The following is a 14,084-nucleotide window of genomic DNA, read 5'->3' as shown; positions in this document are numbered from 1 at the left end:
GCAGCGCGGTGGCGGAAGCCAGGACCCCGGCGCAGATCGAGGCGGACATCGTCCGCAGGCGGCAGGAGCTCGCCGTCACGCTCGACGAGATCGGTGTGCGGCTGCACCCGAAGACGATCATGGACGACGCCAAGGCGAAAGCGGCGGCCGCCGTGGACCGTACGGCGGGGCGGGCATACGTGGCCGCCAATCGTGCGGTCTCGGACGTGCGGGCCCAGTTGGTGTCGCAGGACGGGGCGCCGCGGCTGGAACGGATCGTTCCGGTGGCGATGGTCGGTGTGGCCGTGGTCGGTCTGCTGACGCTGCGCGCCCGGCGGCGCCGCTGAGGGCTGTCCCGGGTGCGGCCGTGGTGCCTCCCGGACGCCGCCGGGCAGGTACGGTCATGCCGTGAGCCCGAATAACACCAAGGACACCCACGACAAGCTGCCGATCCGGATGCTGCACGACCGTGTGCTGGTCCGGACGGACATCCCCGAGGGCGAGCGCCGCTCGTCGGGGGGCATCGTCATTCCCGCGACCGCTGCGGTCGGCCGCCGCCTGGCCTGGGCCGAGGTGGTGGCGGTCGGGCAGAACGTGCGGACCGTCGAGGTGGGGGACCGGGTGCTGTACGACCCGGAGGACCGGGCCGAGGTCGAGGTGCGCGGCGTCGCGTACGTGCTGATGCGCGAGCGCGATCTGCATGCGGTGGCCGCGGAGCGGCTGGAAGGCGCGGAGGACGCGACCGGGCTGTACCTGTAGCCCGATCCGCAGGCCTCGCCCCTTCAGTAGCTGTAGCCCCCCTTCGTACCCCACGGGCGGTGACCGAGGTCACCGCCCGTTTCGCTGCCCTTTGCTAGCCTCGGACGCACCCGACGAGACGCGCCGTACCGGGTCACGACAAGACGACGCACCCCTGGTGAAGCTCTTGTCGCGGAGGTGCCCGTCATGGCCTGGATCCTGCTCGTGATCGCCGGACTGCTGGAGGTCGGCTGGTCGGTCGGGATGAAGTTCACCGACGGCTTCACCCGGCTGTGGCCCAGTGTGTTCACCGGCGCGGGCATCGTCGCCAGCATGGCCCTGCTCTCGTACGCGGCCCGGAGCCTGCCGATCGGTACCGCCTACGGCGTGTGGGTCGGCATCGGGGCGGCCGGTGCGGCGGTGGTCGGCATGATGACGCTCGGCGAACCGGCCACGGCGGCCCGGATCTTCTTCATCTGCCTGCTGCTGGTGGCGGTGGTCGGGCTCAAGGCGACCTCGGGGCACTGAGGGGGTGACCTCGGGGCACTGAGGGGGCGTACGCCGCCGCCCGGTGCGCCACCCCCGGCCGCTGTGGCGTCTGCCCGCTGTGGCGCCTCCCGCTCGCGCCCCTGCCCGCTGTGGCTCCTGCCCCCGGCCGCCGCTAACCGCCCTCGCCCCACCGCCACCGCAGCCGCTGCTCCAGGTCGTCGCTCTGGGGCTCGAACGTCGGGGTGTCGTGGGTGGGCTCGGCGGTCGGTGTGGGTTCGGCCGGGGTGGTGGGGGTGGGAGGTTCGCCGGTCGGGCGGGTGGGGGCGCCGGTGGGCGGGGTGGGGGCGGTCGATCCGCTCGGGCCGTCGGACGGCGAGCCCGAGACGTCGGGGGAGGCCGAGTCGCTGCCGGACGGCGAGGGCGACACCGGCTCCGCGCCCTCCTCCAGCTGCAGGTCGAAATCGCGGACCGGGCGCCCGTTCAGCGCGGCCGCGGTGTAGTCGGCCCAGATCTGGGCGGGGTAGTCGCCGCCGTTGACCCGCGCCAGCCCTCCGGCGCCGTAGAGGGGTTCCTGGGCGGCGCTCTCCGGGTTCTGGCCGAGCACCGCGACGACGGTGGCGAGATCGGGTGTGTAGCCCGCGAACCACGCGGCCTTGTCGTCCTCCGCGGTGCCGGTCTTGCCGGCCGCGGGCCGCCCGGCGCCCTGGGCCGCGGTGCCGGTGCCGCCGTCGACGACGCTGCGCAGGATCGAGGTGGTGGTGTCGGCCGCGGCGCGCGGGATGGCGGTGGTCTCCTCGCGCTCGGGCAGCTCGACCTCCTCCTGCTCGCTCTTGGTGATCTTGTCGACCAGGGTGTACGGCCGGTGGCTGCCGTGGTGGGCGAGGGTGGCGTAGACCTGGGCCATGTCCAGGACGCTGGGCGTGGCGGTGCCCAGCGAGATCGCGCCTTCGGACGAGGCGAGGCTGGGGGTGCCCGCGGGGATGCCCAGGTCGACGGCGGTGGCCTTGACCTTGGCGGGGCCGACGTCGATGCCCATCTGCGCGTAGACGGCGTTGACGGACTTGTCGGTGGCCTCGCTGACGGTGATCGGGCCGTAGGAGCGGTCGTCCTCGTTGGCGGGCGCGAAGCCGGTGGAGCGGCCGTGACTGACCGTCATCCGCTTGTTGGTGCCGTCGTAGACGGTGTTGGGGGTGATCCGCTCGCCGTCCTGGGTGGTGGAGTTGTTCTGTACGGCGGAGGCGAAGACGATCGGCTTGAAAGTGGAGCCGACCTGGTAGTCGCTGCGGGTGGCGCCGTTGACGAACTGCTTGGCGTAGTCGATCCCGCCGTAGAGGGCGACGACCCGGCCGCTCGCGGGGTCGATGGAGGCGCCGCCGGCCCGGACGGAGCGGTCGATCTTCCGGGAGTCGTCGAGGCGGTCCATCACCCGGGTGTTGACCGCCTTGACGAAGGCGTTCTGGCGTTTCTTGCTGATGGTGGTGGTGATGCGGTAGCCGCCGGTCCGCAGGGTGTCCTCGTCGAGGATCTTGTTGTCGGTGAGGTAGTTCTTGACCGCTTCGACGAGGTAGCCGCGCTGGCCGGACAGCCCCGCGGAGGGCTTGGCGGGCTTGGGCAGGGGGAACTCCAGCGCGGCCCGGTCGGCCGGGGTGAGCCACTTCTGCTTCACCATGCCGTCCAGGACGTAGTTCCAGCGGGACAGCACCCGCGCACGGTTGCCGGGGTGGGCGGTGATGTCGTAGGCGCTGGGGGCGTTGAGGAGGGTGGCGAGGTAGGCGCCCTGAGCGGTGGTCAGCTGCTCGGCGTTGCGGCCGTAGTAGGACTGGGCGGCGGCCTGGATGCCGTAGGCGTTGCGGCCGTAGTAGCTGGAGTTGAGGTAGCCCTCCAGGATCCGGTCCTTGCTCACCTCGCGGTCCAGCTTGATGGCGATGAAGAACTCCTTGGCCTTGCGGGTGACGGTCTGTTCCTGGCCGAGGTAGTAATTCTTCACGTACTGCTGGGTGATGGTGGAGCCGGACTGCTTGCCCTTGCCGGTCACGGTGTTCCAGGCGGCGCGGAGCATCGCGGCGGGATCGACCGCGGACTCGGAGTAGAAGTCGCGGTCCTCGGCGGCGAGTACGGCCTGCTGGACGGATTTCGGGACCTGGCCGAGGGTGACGTTCTGCCGGTTGATCTCGCCGTCGCGGGCCAGCTCGGAGCCGTCGGAGTAGAGGTAGACGGTGCTCTGGGCCTTTGCGGCGCTGTTGGCCGGCGGGATCCCGACGAGCAGATAACCGGCCACCAGCCCGCCGATGATGAGCAGCAGGAACAGCAGCACGGTGCCCAGCACCGCGCGCCAGGTGGGGAGGACACGGCGCCAGCCTGTGCGTTGTCCGCTCATGTGGGTAAGGACTCCTCGGCCGCCGCCGAAGGTTGTACCGCGGCGGTCGTGTCGTGTCGGGGGATGCGCGCGGGAGGTCGCCGGAGCACCTGCCGCCCGTGGGGAAACTCTCGCATCATGTGCCCCGGTCGGGCGGGGTGGCGCGCACCGGAGTCCGCCAGCTGACCGGCCGAACGGCGCCCGTGGCTCACCCGAAGCGGTGATAAAGCGATGGCGGGTTGCCGTGCACGGTGGCTAGGCTCCGGTGCTTTGGCCGTCCGACGATTACGGGGCTGGGGGGAACGCGTCGTGTGGTACGCCGCGGTGGCAGCCGGCAGCTTCCGGCGGTACGCCACCTACCGCATCGCCACCGTGGCGGGCGTGTTCACCAACACCGTCTTCGGCTTCATCGTCGCCTTCACGTATATCGCGCTGTGGGACGAGCGGCCGCATCTGGGCGGCTACGACCAGGCGCAGGCGCTGGCCTTCGTGTGGACCGGGCAGGCGCTGCTGGCCTGCACGGGCCTGATGGGCAGCGGCGGTCTGGAGGAGCTGCAGGAGCGGATCCGCACCGGCGATATCGCCGTGGACCTCTACCGGCCCGCGGATCTGCAGTTGTGGTGGCTCGCCGCGGATCTGGGGCGGGCCGCCCTGCAGCTGGTTGCCCGCGGGGTGGTGCCGATGGCGGTGGGCGCCCTGGCCTTTCCGCTCGCGCTGCCCGGTGATGCGCTGACCTGGGGCTGTTTCCTGCTGTCCGTGCTGCTCGGGGTGCTGGTCAGCTTCACCCTGCGCTATCTCGTCGCACTGGCCTCGTTCTGGCTCCTCGACGGCACGGGACTGGCCCTGATCAGCGGCCTGGCCTGCATGTTCTTCTCAGGGATGGTGCTTCCGCTGCGGGTCTTCCCCGGCGCCCTGGGCGAGGTCGCCCAGCTGCTGCCCTGGGCGGCGGTCCTGCAGGTGCCGGCCGATGCGCTGGTGGGCGCGCGCAGCGGCGGCGCGCTGCTGCGGGGGCTGGTGTTCCAGGCCGGGTGGGCCGTGGCGCTGCTGGCGCTGGGACGGCTGGTGCAGTCGGCGGCGACCCGCAAGGTGGTGGTGCACGGTGGCTAGAAAGACACCCCCTGGCGGCGGGCCGGGGGAGCGGGCCGGCGGCGGGGGACGCGTCGCCGAGGGGATCTTCGCGTACGGGCTGATCGTGCGGATGTGGATGCGCTCCGCCCTCGCCTACCGGGCCTCGTTCCTGATGATGGCGTTCGGCAACTTCGCGGCCAACGCCCTGGACTTTGTCGCGATCATGCTGATGTTCTCGCGGATCGACGCCCTCGGCGGGTTCTCGCTGCCCGAAGTGGCCTTCCTGTACGGGACGTCCGGAGTGTCGCTGGGCCTGGCGGATCTGCTGCTGGGCAGCATCGAAGGGCTGGGGCGGCGGGTGCGGGACGGCACCCTCGACGTCCTGCTGCTGCGTCCCGCGCCGGTCTTCGCGCAGGTCGCGGCGGACCGTTTCGCGCTGCGCAGGCTGGGCCGGCTCACCCAGGCGCTGCTGGTGCTCGGCTGGTCGCTGCCGCATCTGCCGGTGGAGTGGACGGTGGGCCGGGTGCTGATGGTGCCGCTGATGGCGGTGTGCGGAACGGCCATCTTCGCGGCGGTCTTCACCGCGGGTGCCGCCTTCCAGTTCTGGGCGCAGGACGCGGCCGAGGTGCAGAACTCCTTCACCTACGGCGGCCACGCGATGCTGCAGTACCCGCCGACGGTGTTCGCCAAGGAGCTGGTGCGCGGGGTCACCTTCCTCGTCCCGCTGGCCTTTGTGAACTGGCTGCCCGCGCTGCGGCTGCTGGGCCGCCCCGATCCGCTGGGGTTGCCGGGCTGGGTGGACTTCATGGGGCCCGTGGTGGCGGCGCTGATGTGTACGGGGGCCGGGCTGGCGTGGCGGCTGGGGCTCCGGGCGTACCGGAGCACGGGAAGCTGACCGGGCCTCATGTGCGGGAACGGGACGGCAGAGGAGGACACGTGGTGAGGGAAACCGCCGGGGCGGCGCCGCTGATCGAGGTGGACGGCCTGGAGAAGGTCTTCTCGGTGCGGCGCAAGGCGGGCCGGCTGCGGCGGGTGCGCCAGGAGGTCCGGGCCGTGGACGGCATCTCCTTCGGGGTGCCGCGCGGCGAGATGGTCGGCTTCATCGGCCCGAACGGCGCCGGGAAGTCCACCACGATCAAGATGCTGACGGGCATTCTGGTGCCCAGCGGCGGCCGGCTGCGGATCGCGGGCATCGACCCGTCCCCGGGGTCCGGTCTGCGCGCGGGCCACGACCGCGGGCGGACCCGGCTCGCCCGCCGGATCGGGGTGGTCTTCGGGCAGCGCACCACCCTGTGGTGGGACCTGCCGCTGCAGGACTCCTACGAGCTGGTGCGGCGGATGTACCGGGTCCCGGACGCCGTCTACCGCGCCAACCTGGCCCGCTGTACCGAGCTGCTGGACCTGGGCCCGCTGCTGGCCGTACCGGTACGGCAGCTGTCGCTGGGACAGCGGATGCGCGGCGACCTCGCGGCCGCGCTGCTGCACGACCCCGAGGTGCTGTATCTCGACGAGCCGACCATCGGCCTCGACGTGGTCAGCAAGGCGAAGGTGCGCGGGTTCCTGCGCGAGGTGAACGCCGAGCGGGGCACCACGGTCCTGCTGACCACCCATGACCTCACCGACATCGAGCAGTTGTGCCGCCGGGTGATGGTCATCGACCACGGCCGGCTGGTCTACGACGGCGGCCTCGACGGGCTGCGGGCGGCCGGTGAGGGCGAGCGGACGCTGGTGGTGGACCTGGAGCGGCAACTGCCCCCGATCGAGGGCGTACCGGGCGCCCGTACGGTCAAGGTGGACGGGCCCCGGCAGTGGCTGGCGTTCCCGGCGTCGCAGAGCGCGGCCCCGCTGGTCGCCGCCGTCGCCGCGCGCTATCCGCTGGTGGATCTGTCGGTGCGGGAGCCGGACATCGAGACCTTGATCGCCGAGTTGTACGCGAGCGGCCGGAAGCGACCGGAAACCGGGCAGAGCGAGGGCAACGCGAGCCGCGCCCTCTAATGTGTCCGTATGACTGAAGACCTCCCGGAATTGCGCGCTTCCGATGCCGACCGTGAACGGGTCTCGGAGATCCTGCGGGATGCCGTCGCCGAAGGGCGGCTGGCGATGGAGGAGTTCGACGAGCGGCTGGACGCGGCCTACAAGGCCCGCACCTACGGGGAGTTGGAACGCCTCACCGCCGATCTGCCGGTGGCCGCGACCGCCCCGGCCCCGCTGTCGCTGCGCAAGGAGAGCACGGCGCCCACGCCGTGGGCGGAGCGGATCGTGGACGGCACGGAGGGCTCATCGGCCGGCCTGGCCTGCATGGGCGGCTTCCAGCGCAAGGGCCGGTGGACGATCGGGCGCCGCTTCACGGCGGCCTGCCTCATGGGCGGCGGCGAGATCGATCTGCGCGAGGCGCGCTTCGCCGGTCCCGAGATCGTCATCTCCTGCTGGGTGCTCATGGGCGGGGTGAACATCATGGTGCCGCCGGGCGTCGAGGTCGAGATGCGCGGCCTGGGCCTCATGGGCGGCTTCGGCTCGCGCGAGGACGGAGTGCCGGGTGAGCCCGGTGCGCCCCGCGTGATCATCAAGGGCCTGGCGATGATGGGCGGCGTCGGCGTCGAGCGCAAGCTGCCGAGGGCCGAGAGGCGGCGCATGAAGGAGGAGCAGCGCCGTCTGAAGGAGGAGCAGCGGCGCATGAAGGAGGAGCGCCGCCTCGACGGTCACCCGCGCAAGGAGTTGGGCTGAGTCGGCGGCCCCTGCTCCGTTCGCGTCAGAGCGCGGCGGGCGCGGCCAGCTTGAGGTGAGCGAGGTTCACCGCGTTCGCCATCGCCCGGAAGCCCTCGTCGCTCGGGTGGAGATGGTCACCGGAGTCGTAGGAGGGCCGCAGCCGCACCGGGGCCGCCGGGTCGCGCAGCGCCTTGTCGAAGTCCACGACCTCGTCGTAGACGGTGCCGGAGCGGATGATGCGGTTGACCTGTTGGCGCACCGAATTCAGCAGGTTGGAGTAACCGCGGTGCCCCCCGAACGGGGTAAGGGTGCTGCCGGTGACGCGCAGCCCGCGGGCGTGCGCCTGCCGGACGATCTCCCGCATCCCCGCCACGACCTTCTGCGGGTCGAGCTGGCGCGGGGTCTTGAACAGGTCGTTCAGCCCGATCTCGACGATCACCGCCTTCACCCCGGTCCGCGACAGCCCATCGCGTTCCAGGCGGGACAGCACGCTGGGCCCGTTGTTCGGGGAGAACCGGGAGCCGTTGACCAGCAGGCGGTTGCCGCTGATGCCCTGGTTGAGGACGCCGTAGCGGGGCGCGCCCGGCTCGTTGCGCAGCCTCGCCGCGAGGAAGTCCGTCCAGCGGTGGTTGGCGCCGGCGGTGGAGGTGATGCCGTCGGTGATCGAGTCGCCGATCGCCACGACCGAGCCGCGGGCCTGGGTGCTCCATACGTCCACACCGGTCAGATAGCGCCAGTACGGGCTCTGCTCGGTGTAGGCCGCGCCGGTGGCGTCCTCGGCCCGGTCGCCGCGCGCCAGGTAGGAGGTCTGCCGGGCGTACGGGTGGTAGGTGGCGGGCCCCGAGGGGGACGGGGAGTACGTGGTGACCAGCAGGTCCGCGTCGCCCGGCACCTTCAGCCGGGTCGGGTCGCTGGTGACCGCGCCGCCCGCCGGGATGGTCACCGCGGGCTTGCCGTTGAAGGAGAGCCGCCGCATGGTGCCGCTCGCGGCCGTGGGGTTGCTGGGGGCCGCGGCCAGCGCCAGGGTGGCATGGCTCACCACCAGCGGGCGGGTGCCGTAGAGGTTGGAGAGCTGGATGCGCACGCCCGCCCCGCCGACGCTGGTGTGCACGACGTTGCGTATCGACATCCCCGCGTAGCCGTTGAGCGTGCCGGGCTCGGCCGCCGCCGCGGCCGCCGACCAGGTGCCGACCCATTGCCCGGAGACCGCCGGCGCGGCCGGGTCGCGCGGCTTGTGCGAGGAACCGTCCAGCCCCCCGCCGTCGCCGCCGAAGCCGACGAATATGGCGGTCGAGATCAGCACCACCACTGCCGCCAGACCGGCGAGCAGGGAGTAACCCACACTTTTCGTCATGCGGGAGGGGTCTCCTGGGTAAAGCGGAGCAGCACGCTCCGGGCGGGCAAGGGCAGCGGATGATCAGCGGCACCGTTGCGGTCCGATCGGTCCATCATGATCCCACGGACCTCCGGGGTGCCGCCCGTCGCCCCGCTCGATGCCTCCCTGGCATGGACGCGGGGAACTCGTGGTGCGTTCCAGGAGTAGGTCACAGTGGGATATAGGTCCGTAGCGGCGGTTGTGTGTGCGCAGCGGGGCGGTCCGGAGGATGGCGGGGGGCACGGTGGGAGCGGTGGAACGGATGGAACGCACAGATGCCGGTACGGCGCCGGGAGCGGAACGGGTGCCGGAGCCGGGAGCGGCGCCGGCGGGCCGGAGGGCACCGGGCGGCGGCTTCGCGTACGGCGCCGCCGACGAGGAGCGCCGGCGCGCCGTACGCCGGATGAAGGCGACGGCCACCGGCCTGCTGCTGGCCGTCGCCCTGGTCTACGTCCTGGCGAAGTGGGCCGGGGCCTCCGGGGCGGGCGGCTGGACCGGGTATGTCGCGGCGGCCGCGGAAGCCGGGATGGTCGGTGCGCTGGCCGACTGGTTCGCGGTCACCGCGCTGTTCAAGCGGCCGATGGGGCTGCCGATCCCGCACACCGCCATCATTCCCACCAAAAAGGACCAATTGGGTCAGAGTCTGGGGGATTTCGTCGGCGAGAACTTCCTCTCCGGCGAGGTCGTCCGCCGCCGGCTGCGCTCCGTCGGCATCGGCCGCCGGGTCGGCGGCTGGCTCGCCGAGCCGCAGAACGCCGACCGGGTGACCGCCGAGCTCTCCACCGCGCTGCGCGGCGCGCTGACCGTCCTGCGCGACTCCGATGTGCAGGCGGTGGTCGGCGAGGCGATCACCCGCCGCGCCGACGCCCACGAGATCGCGCCCGGGATCGGCACGATGCTGGAGAAGGTCGTCGCCGAGGGCGGCCACCGGCGGGTGGTGGACCTGCTCGTCGCCCGCGCCCATGACTGGCTGGTCGAGCACGGGGACTCCGTGATGAGCGCGGTCTCCGGCGGCGCACCCGGATGGACCCCGCGGTTCGTCGACCGCAGGGTGGGCGACCGGGTCTACAAGGAGCTGATGCGCTTCGTCACCGAGATGCGGGACATGCCCGAGCATCCGGCGCGCGGGGCGATCGACCGCTTCCTGCGGGACTTCGCGGCCGATCTGCAGTCCGACCCGGACACCCGGGCCAAGGTCGAGCGGCTGAAGTCCGAGGTGCTGGGGCGCGGCGAGGTGCAGGACCTGATCACCTCGGCCTGGGGCTCGGTGCGCGCCATGATCGTCGCCGCGGCCGAGGACGAGCGCAGCGAGCTGCGGCTGCGAGTGCGGGCGGCGCTGCTGTCCCTGGGCCGGCGGCTGGCGGACGAGAAGCGGCTGCAGGACAAGGTGGACGGCTGGCTGGAGAACGCGGCCGTCTATGTGGTGACGACGTATCAGCGCGAGATCACCTCCCTGATCACCGACACCGTCGCCGGCTGGGACGCCGAGCACACCTCGCGGAAGATCGAGGCGCACATCGGCCGTGACCTGCAGTTCATCCGGATCAACGGCACCGTCGTCGGCGCACTGGCCGGCCTCGCCATCTACGCCGTCTCGCAGGCCTTCGGCGGCTGACCGCCCGCCCGGGGGCCGGGGCGTGCGCCGCCTCTGGTGGCTTCGGCCCGCAGGGCTTACGGTGCCCGCGTGCGGGAGCGGAGACCGGTAGTCGTACAGGGGCGGCGCACCCGTCGCTCCCGTGCCGCGCGGGCGCTGTGGACGGGTGCGGAGCTGGCCGTGACGCTCGGCGCCGTACTGCTGCTGCTCGTCGTCCACCAGCTGTGGTGGACGAACCGTCAGGCGCAGCACGCGGCCCACGACCAGGTGGACCGGCTGGAGCGGACGTGGCACACCCGGCCGCCATCTGCCGTGCCCCCGGCGCCCGGTGACGACGACGAGGCGGCGGCGCGGACCGCGCACGGCGGCCCGACGCCCCGGACTCCCGCCCGCCGCACCGCAGGACGGCCCCCGGCGCCGCCGCGCAACGCCGCGTACGCCGTCCTGCGCATCCCCCGGATCGGCCTGACCGCCCCCGTCGCCCAGGGCGTCGGCAAGGCCGCGGTCCTCAACAAGGGCTATGTCGGCCACTATCCGCACAGCGCCCAGCCCGGCGAGAGAGGCAATGTCGCGCTGGCCGGCCACCGCAATACCCACGGCGAGCCGTTCCGCCGTCTCGACCGGCTGCGCGCCGGCGACACCGTCCTTCTCGACACCGACGGGGCCCGCTACACCTACGTGGTCCGGCGCACCCTGCCGCGGACCACCCCCGGCGACGGCACGGTCCTCGCGGCGCTCCCGTACAGCAGCGTGCACCCCGCCTACCGCTTCACGGCGCCCGGCTCCTATCTGACCCTGACGACCTGTACGCCGGAGTACACCTCCACCTACCGGCTGGTGGTCTGGGGCGTGTTGCGGTCGACACAGTCACGGTGAGGGCGGCGGTGGGTGGCCTAGGCTCTCCCCCCGTGCGAAACGAGACCTCCGGCGGGCGATCCCCGGGTTCGAGAAGGCGCCCGGCGCTGCTGTGGCTGCTGCTGCCGTATGTGCTGTTCCTGGCGGTGCTGCCGCTGGTGAACCGGGTGACGCCGACGGTGCTCGGCCTGCCGTTCCTGTTCTTCTGGATGCTGGTGGCGACGCTGGCGACACCGCTCGCGGTGGGGCTGGCACGGCGCGGCGACCTCAAGCGGGGCCGGGGATGAACGCCACCGTATCCACCGCGGTCTTCGGCGGTTTCATGGTGCTCACCGTCGCCCTCGGCCTGCTCGCGGTGCGCGGGCGGGGCTCCGGCGGGGGACTGGCCGAATGGTCGGTGGGCGGCCGGAGCCTGGGGACCGTCTTCATCTGGGTGCTGATGGCGGGCGAGAGCTATACGAGCTTCAGCTACCTCGGCGCGGCCGGCTGGGGCTACAACTACGGCGCCCCGGTGCTCTACGTCCTGGCCTATATGTCCTGCGGCTATGCGCTCGGGTACGTGGTCGGGCCGATGCTGTGGGCCTACGCCCGCCGCCACCAGCTGGTCGGCATCACCGACATGGTCGCGCACCGCTACCGGGCGCCCTGGCTCGGCGCCGCCGTCGCGGTCCTGGCCACCGTCTGCCTGCTGCCGTACATCCAGCTGCAGATCACCGGCATGGGCGTGGTCGTCTCCACCATTTCCTACGGCGCCATCAGCCTCAACTGGGCCTATTTCATAGCCTTCGCCGTCACCACCGCCTTCGTCGTGATCAGCGGTCTGCGCGGCAGCGCCTGGGTGTCGGTGCTCAAGGATGTCCTCGTCATCGGCACCCTCGGCTTCCTCGCGGTCTATGTGCCGCTGCACTACTTCGGCGGCTACGGGCCGTTCCTGGACCGGATCGTCGCCGAGAAGCCGCAGTGGCTGACCTTCCCGGGCCATGCGTCGGGCGGACTGGGCCCGGTCTGGTTCATCACCACCACCGTCGTCAACTCCCTGACGGTGGTGATCTTCCCGACGACCGTGGCGGGCTATCTGGGCGCCCGCAACGCCGATGTGCTGCGCCGTAACGCGCTCTATCTCCCCTTCTACAACGTGCTGTTGTTCGTGCCGATGCTGCTGGGTATGGCGGCGCTGTTCGTGGTGCCCGGGCTGGTGGGCGCGGACTCCAATCTCGCGCTGTTCAAGCTGGTGGTGGACTCCCTTCCGGCCTGGGCCGTGGGGCTGACCGGGGTGGCCGCCGCCCTCTCCTCCATCGTGCCGATGGCCGTTTTCATGCTGGTCATCGGCACGATGTGGGGGAGGAGCGTGCTGGGGGCGCGCGCGAACCGTGACACCGGGGCCGGGGCCGGGGACGGGGAGGTTTCCGGAGACGGCGGACGGCGGACGGCGGACGGGCGGCAGAAGCTGTGGTCGCAGGTGGTCGTGGTGGTGGCCGGGGCGCTGGCGCTGCTGCTGACCTACACCGCCCCCGACACCCTCGTCCGGCTGTCCTTGATCTCGTACGAGGGCATGGCACAGCTCGTGCCGATGCTGCTGCTGGGGCTGGTGTGGCGGCGGCTGACGCTTCGCGCCGCGGTGAGCGGCCTGGTGGCGGGCTTCGCTCTCGTCTGTGTCCTGGTCTTCGGGGGACACGACCCGGTCTGGGGGATGAACGCGGGGATCGTCGCGCTCGCCGTGAATGTGGCGGTGGCGCTCGGGGTCACCTGGCTGGGGCCGCGCGATGCGGATGCCAGGCCGGACGCCGAGGTCTTGGCGCTGGACGACGAGTTCCCCCGGGACGGTGCCCTGCCGCGGGACGGGGCGGCCGGCCCTACGGCGTCGTCGTGATCTTCTTGCCCTCCTTGGAGACCGCGAACCACAGGCCCATCTTGCCCTGGCCGTTGATGTCACCGGGCTGCTTGTCGCCGGTGAACCAGTAGACCGGCCAGCAGTCGACGGCCAGCTGGCGGGTGCCGTCGGGGCGGGTGACGGTGGAGATGAGCTTGGGGGCGATGCCGTTGAGCTTGGAGCGGTCGGCCGGCTTGGCGGGCTTCCAGGTGTCCAGGCAGGCGTCGTTGCAGCCGAACTTCATCGGCCAGGCGCTGTCCTTGTTGAAGCGGTAGAGGGTGCGGCCCATGTTGTCGACGAGGATCGAGCCGAGCTGCGGGTGGTCGAACACCGAGACGTCGCCGGGCTTCTGGGCGCCGGCCTTCTTGCCGTCGGCGGCCAGCGCGTTCCAGGTGCCGCCCACGCCCTGGCCCTTGGTGTCGCCGGGCTTGGTGTCCTTGGCGTAGCGGTAGGCGGGCCAGCCGCCGATGGTGAGCTGCTTGGTGCCGTCGGCGCGGGTGACCGAGCCCAGCTTGCTCTTGTCGATACCGGCCGGGGCGGTGGCGCCGTCGGCGGGGACCACCGGCCAGGTCGTGGCGCAGGAGCCGGAGCAGTTGGACTTGGACGGGTCCGCGGTGTCCTTGTCGAAGCGGTAGAGGGTCATGCCCTTGGCGTCGGTGACGACCGGGCCGAGCTCGGTGTCCTGGTGCAGGGCCAGCTCGCCGGCGCTGGGCGCGGCCTGCGGGGCCTTGCCGCCGCTGTCGCCGCCCGCCTGGCCTCCCGCGCCGCCGGAGGACCCGTAGCCGTAGTCGCTGGTGCCCTGCCCGGCGGGCTGGACGTTGTCGGTGGTGGCGGTGCCGGCGCTCTGGTTGGCGCTGCTGCCGCAGGCGGCGGTCAGGGCCAGGGTGGCGACCGCCGCGGCCGCGAGACCCGCACGACGTCGAGTGCTCATGATGTCTCCTTGGTCGGTTGGTGAGTGTGTCGCTTGCCGAGGTGAGGGCTGGGACGGTGGCCCGGGCGGCGCTGCGGCCCGGGGCCCCGGCGGGGTGCCGTCGCCGGGGGAATACGCGCCTGG

General features: G+C 72.1%; 14 protein-coding genes and 1 riboswitch. Of the genes, 11 read left to right on the top strand and 3 right to left on the bottom strand.

The genetic code is table 11. The features are described 5' to 3' along the window. Window positions 1-8: 8 nt before the first annotated feature. From ABR737_RS17760 to ABR737_RS17750, 3 genes are all read left to right on the top strand, one after another. The gene (locus ABR737_RS17760) at window positions 9-326 is read left to right on the top strand and encodes a DUF3618 domain-containing protein (protein ID WP_350251139.1); all 318 of its coding nucleotides are present in this window, start codon (window positions 9-11) and stop codon (window positions 324-326) included. A gap of 109 nt (window positions 327-435) precedes the next feature. Next, the gene (locus ABR737_RS17755) at window positions 436-738 is read left to right on the top strand and encodes a GroES family chaperonin (RefSeq protein ID WP_048828920.1); all 303 of its coding nucleotides are present in this window, start codon (window positions 436-438) and stop codon (window positions 736-738) included. Between the two features lie 92 nt (window positions 739-830). Beyond that, window positions 831-891: riboswitch (guanidine-III (ykkC-III) riboswitch) on the top strand. 33 nt (window positions 892-924) lie between these two features. After that, window positions 925-1,245 carry a DMT family transporter gene (locus ABR737_RS17750; protein WP_350251138.1) on the top strand — a complete coding sequence of 107 codons (321 nt, stop codon included), beginning with the start codon at window positions 925-927 and terminating at the stop codon, window positions 1,243-1,245. Window positions 1,246-1,378: 133 nt separating this feature from the next. Here ABR737_RS17750 and ABR737_RS17745 read toward each other — a convergent pair whose 3' ends face one another. Continuing rightward, window positions 1,379-3,583: a transglycosylase domain-containing protein gene (locus tag ABR737_RS17745; protein WP_350251137.1), complete on the bottom strand. Its 2,205-nt coding sequence runs from the start codon at window positions 3,581-3,583 to the stop codon at window positions 1,379-1,381. Window positions 3,584-3,871: 288 nt separating this feature from the next. Here ABR737_RS17745 and ABR737_RS17740 point away from each other — a divergent pair, with 288 nt between their 5' ends. The 4 genes from ABR737_RS17740 (at window position 3,872) to ABR737_RS17725 (ending at window position 7,354) form a co-directional block, all read left to right on the top strand. After that, on the top strand, window positions 3,872-4,669 hold the full coding sequence (locus ABR737_RS17740; RefSeq protein WP_350251136.1) for an ABC transporter permease: 798 nt from the start codon (window positions 3,872-3,874) through the stop codon (window positions 4,667-4,669). A 91-nt stretch (window positions 4,670-4,760) separates the two neighbouring features. Continuing rightward, a complete protein-coding gene (locus ABR737_RS17735) occupies window positions 4,761-5,525 on the top strand; it encodes an ABC transporter permease (RefSeq protein ID WP_350256823.1) in 765 nt (254 codons plus the stop codon). Between the two features lie 71 nt (window positions 5,526-5,596). Continuing rightward, window positions 5,597-6,625: an ABC transporter ATP-binding protein gene (locus tag ABR737_RS17730; protein WP_350256822.1), complete on the top strand. Its 1,029-nt coding sequence runs from the start codon at window positions 5,597-5,599 to the stop codon at window positions 6,623-6,625. 9 nt (window positions 6,626-6,634) lie between these two features. Then, window positions 6,635-7,354 (top strand): DUF1707 SHOCT-like domain-containing protein, encoded by a 720-nt coding sequence (locus ABR737_RS17725; protein ID WP_350251135.1) that lies wholly within the window; start codon window positions 6,635-6,637, stop codon window positions 7,352-7,354. Window positions 7,355-7,379: 25 nt separating this feature from the next. Here the strand turns inward: ABR737_RS17725 and ABR737_RS17720 are convergent, their stop codons facing one another. Then, window positions 7,380-8,690: an SGNH/GDSL hydrolase family protein gene (locus ABR737_RS17720; RefSeq protein ID WP_350251134.1), complete on the bottom strand. Its 1,311-nt coding sequence runs from the start codon at window positions 8,688-8,690 to the stop codon at window positions 7,380-7,382. A 283-nt stretch (window positions 8,691-8,973) separates the two neighbouring features. Between ABR737_RS17720 and ABR737_RS17715 the strand changes: the two genes are divergently transcribed. The 4 genes from ABR737_RS17715 to ABR737_RS17700 all read left to right on the top strand — a co-directional run bounded on the left by ABR737_RS17715 (window position 8,974) and on the right by ABR737_RS17700 (window position 13,030). Then, the gene (locus ABR737_RS17715; protein WP_350251133.1) at window positions 8,974-10,326 is read left to right on the top strand and encodes a DUF445 domain-containing protein; all 1,353 of its coding nucleotides are present in this window, start codon (window positions 8,974-8,976) and stop codon (window positions 10,324-10,326) included. A gap of 69 nt (window positions 10,327-10,395) precedes the next feature. Beyond that, entirely contained in the window at window positions 10,396-11,181 is a 786-nt protein-coding gene (locus ABR737_RS17710) for a class E sortase (protein ID WP_350251132.1), read from the top strand. Between the two features lie 32 nt (window positions 11,182-11,213). Next, window positions 11,214-11,447, top strand: a complete 234-nt coding sequence (locus ABR737_RS17705) for a DUF3311 domain-containing protein (RefSeq protein ID WP_350251131.1) — start codon at window positions 11,214-11,216, stop codon at window positions 11,445-11,447. Continuing rightward, entirely contained in the window at window positions 11,444-13,030 is a 1,587-nt protein-coding gene (locus tag ABR737_RS17700; RefSeq protein WP_350251130.1) for a sodium:solute symporter family protein, read from the top strand. Before ABR737_RS17705 ends, ABR737_RS17700 begins: the two co-directional genes overlap by 4 nt. Here ABR737_RS17700 and ABR737_RS17695 read toward each other — a convergent pair. After that, window positions 13,014-13,961 carry an SCO0930 family lipoprotein gene (locus tag ABR737_RS17695; protein WP_350251129.1) on the bottom strand — a complete coding sequence of 316 codons (948 nt, stop codon included), beginning with the start codon at window positions 13,959-13,961 and terminating at the stop codon, window positions 13,014-13,016. The genes ABR737_RS17700 and ABR737_RS17695 overlap by 17 nt on opposite strands. Window positions 13,962-14,084 lie beyond the last annotated feature (123 nt).

The organism is Streptomyces sp. Edi2 (genome assembly GCF_040253635.1).
Lineage (GTDB): Bacteria > Actinomycetota > Actinomycetes > Streptomycetales > Streptomycetaceae > Streptomyces.
The sequence above is the reverse complement of the archived record's forward strand: the minus strand, read 5'-3'. Positions and strand labels throughout refer to the sequence as shown.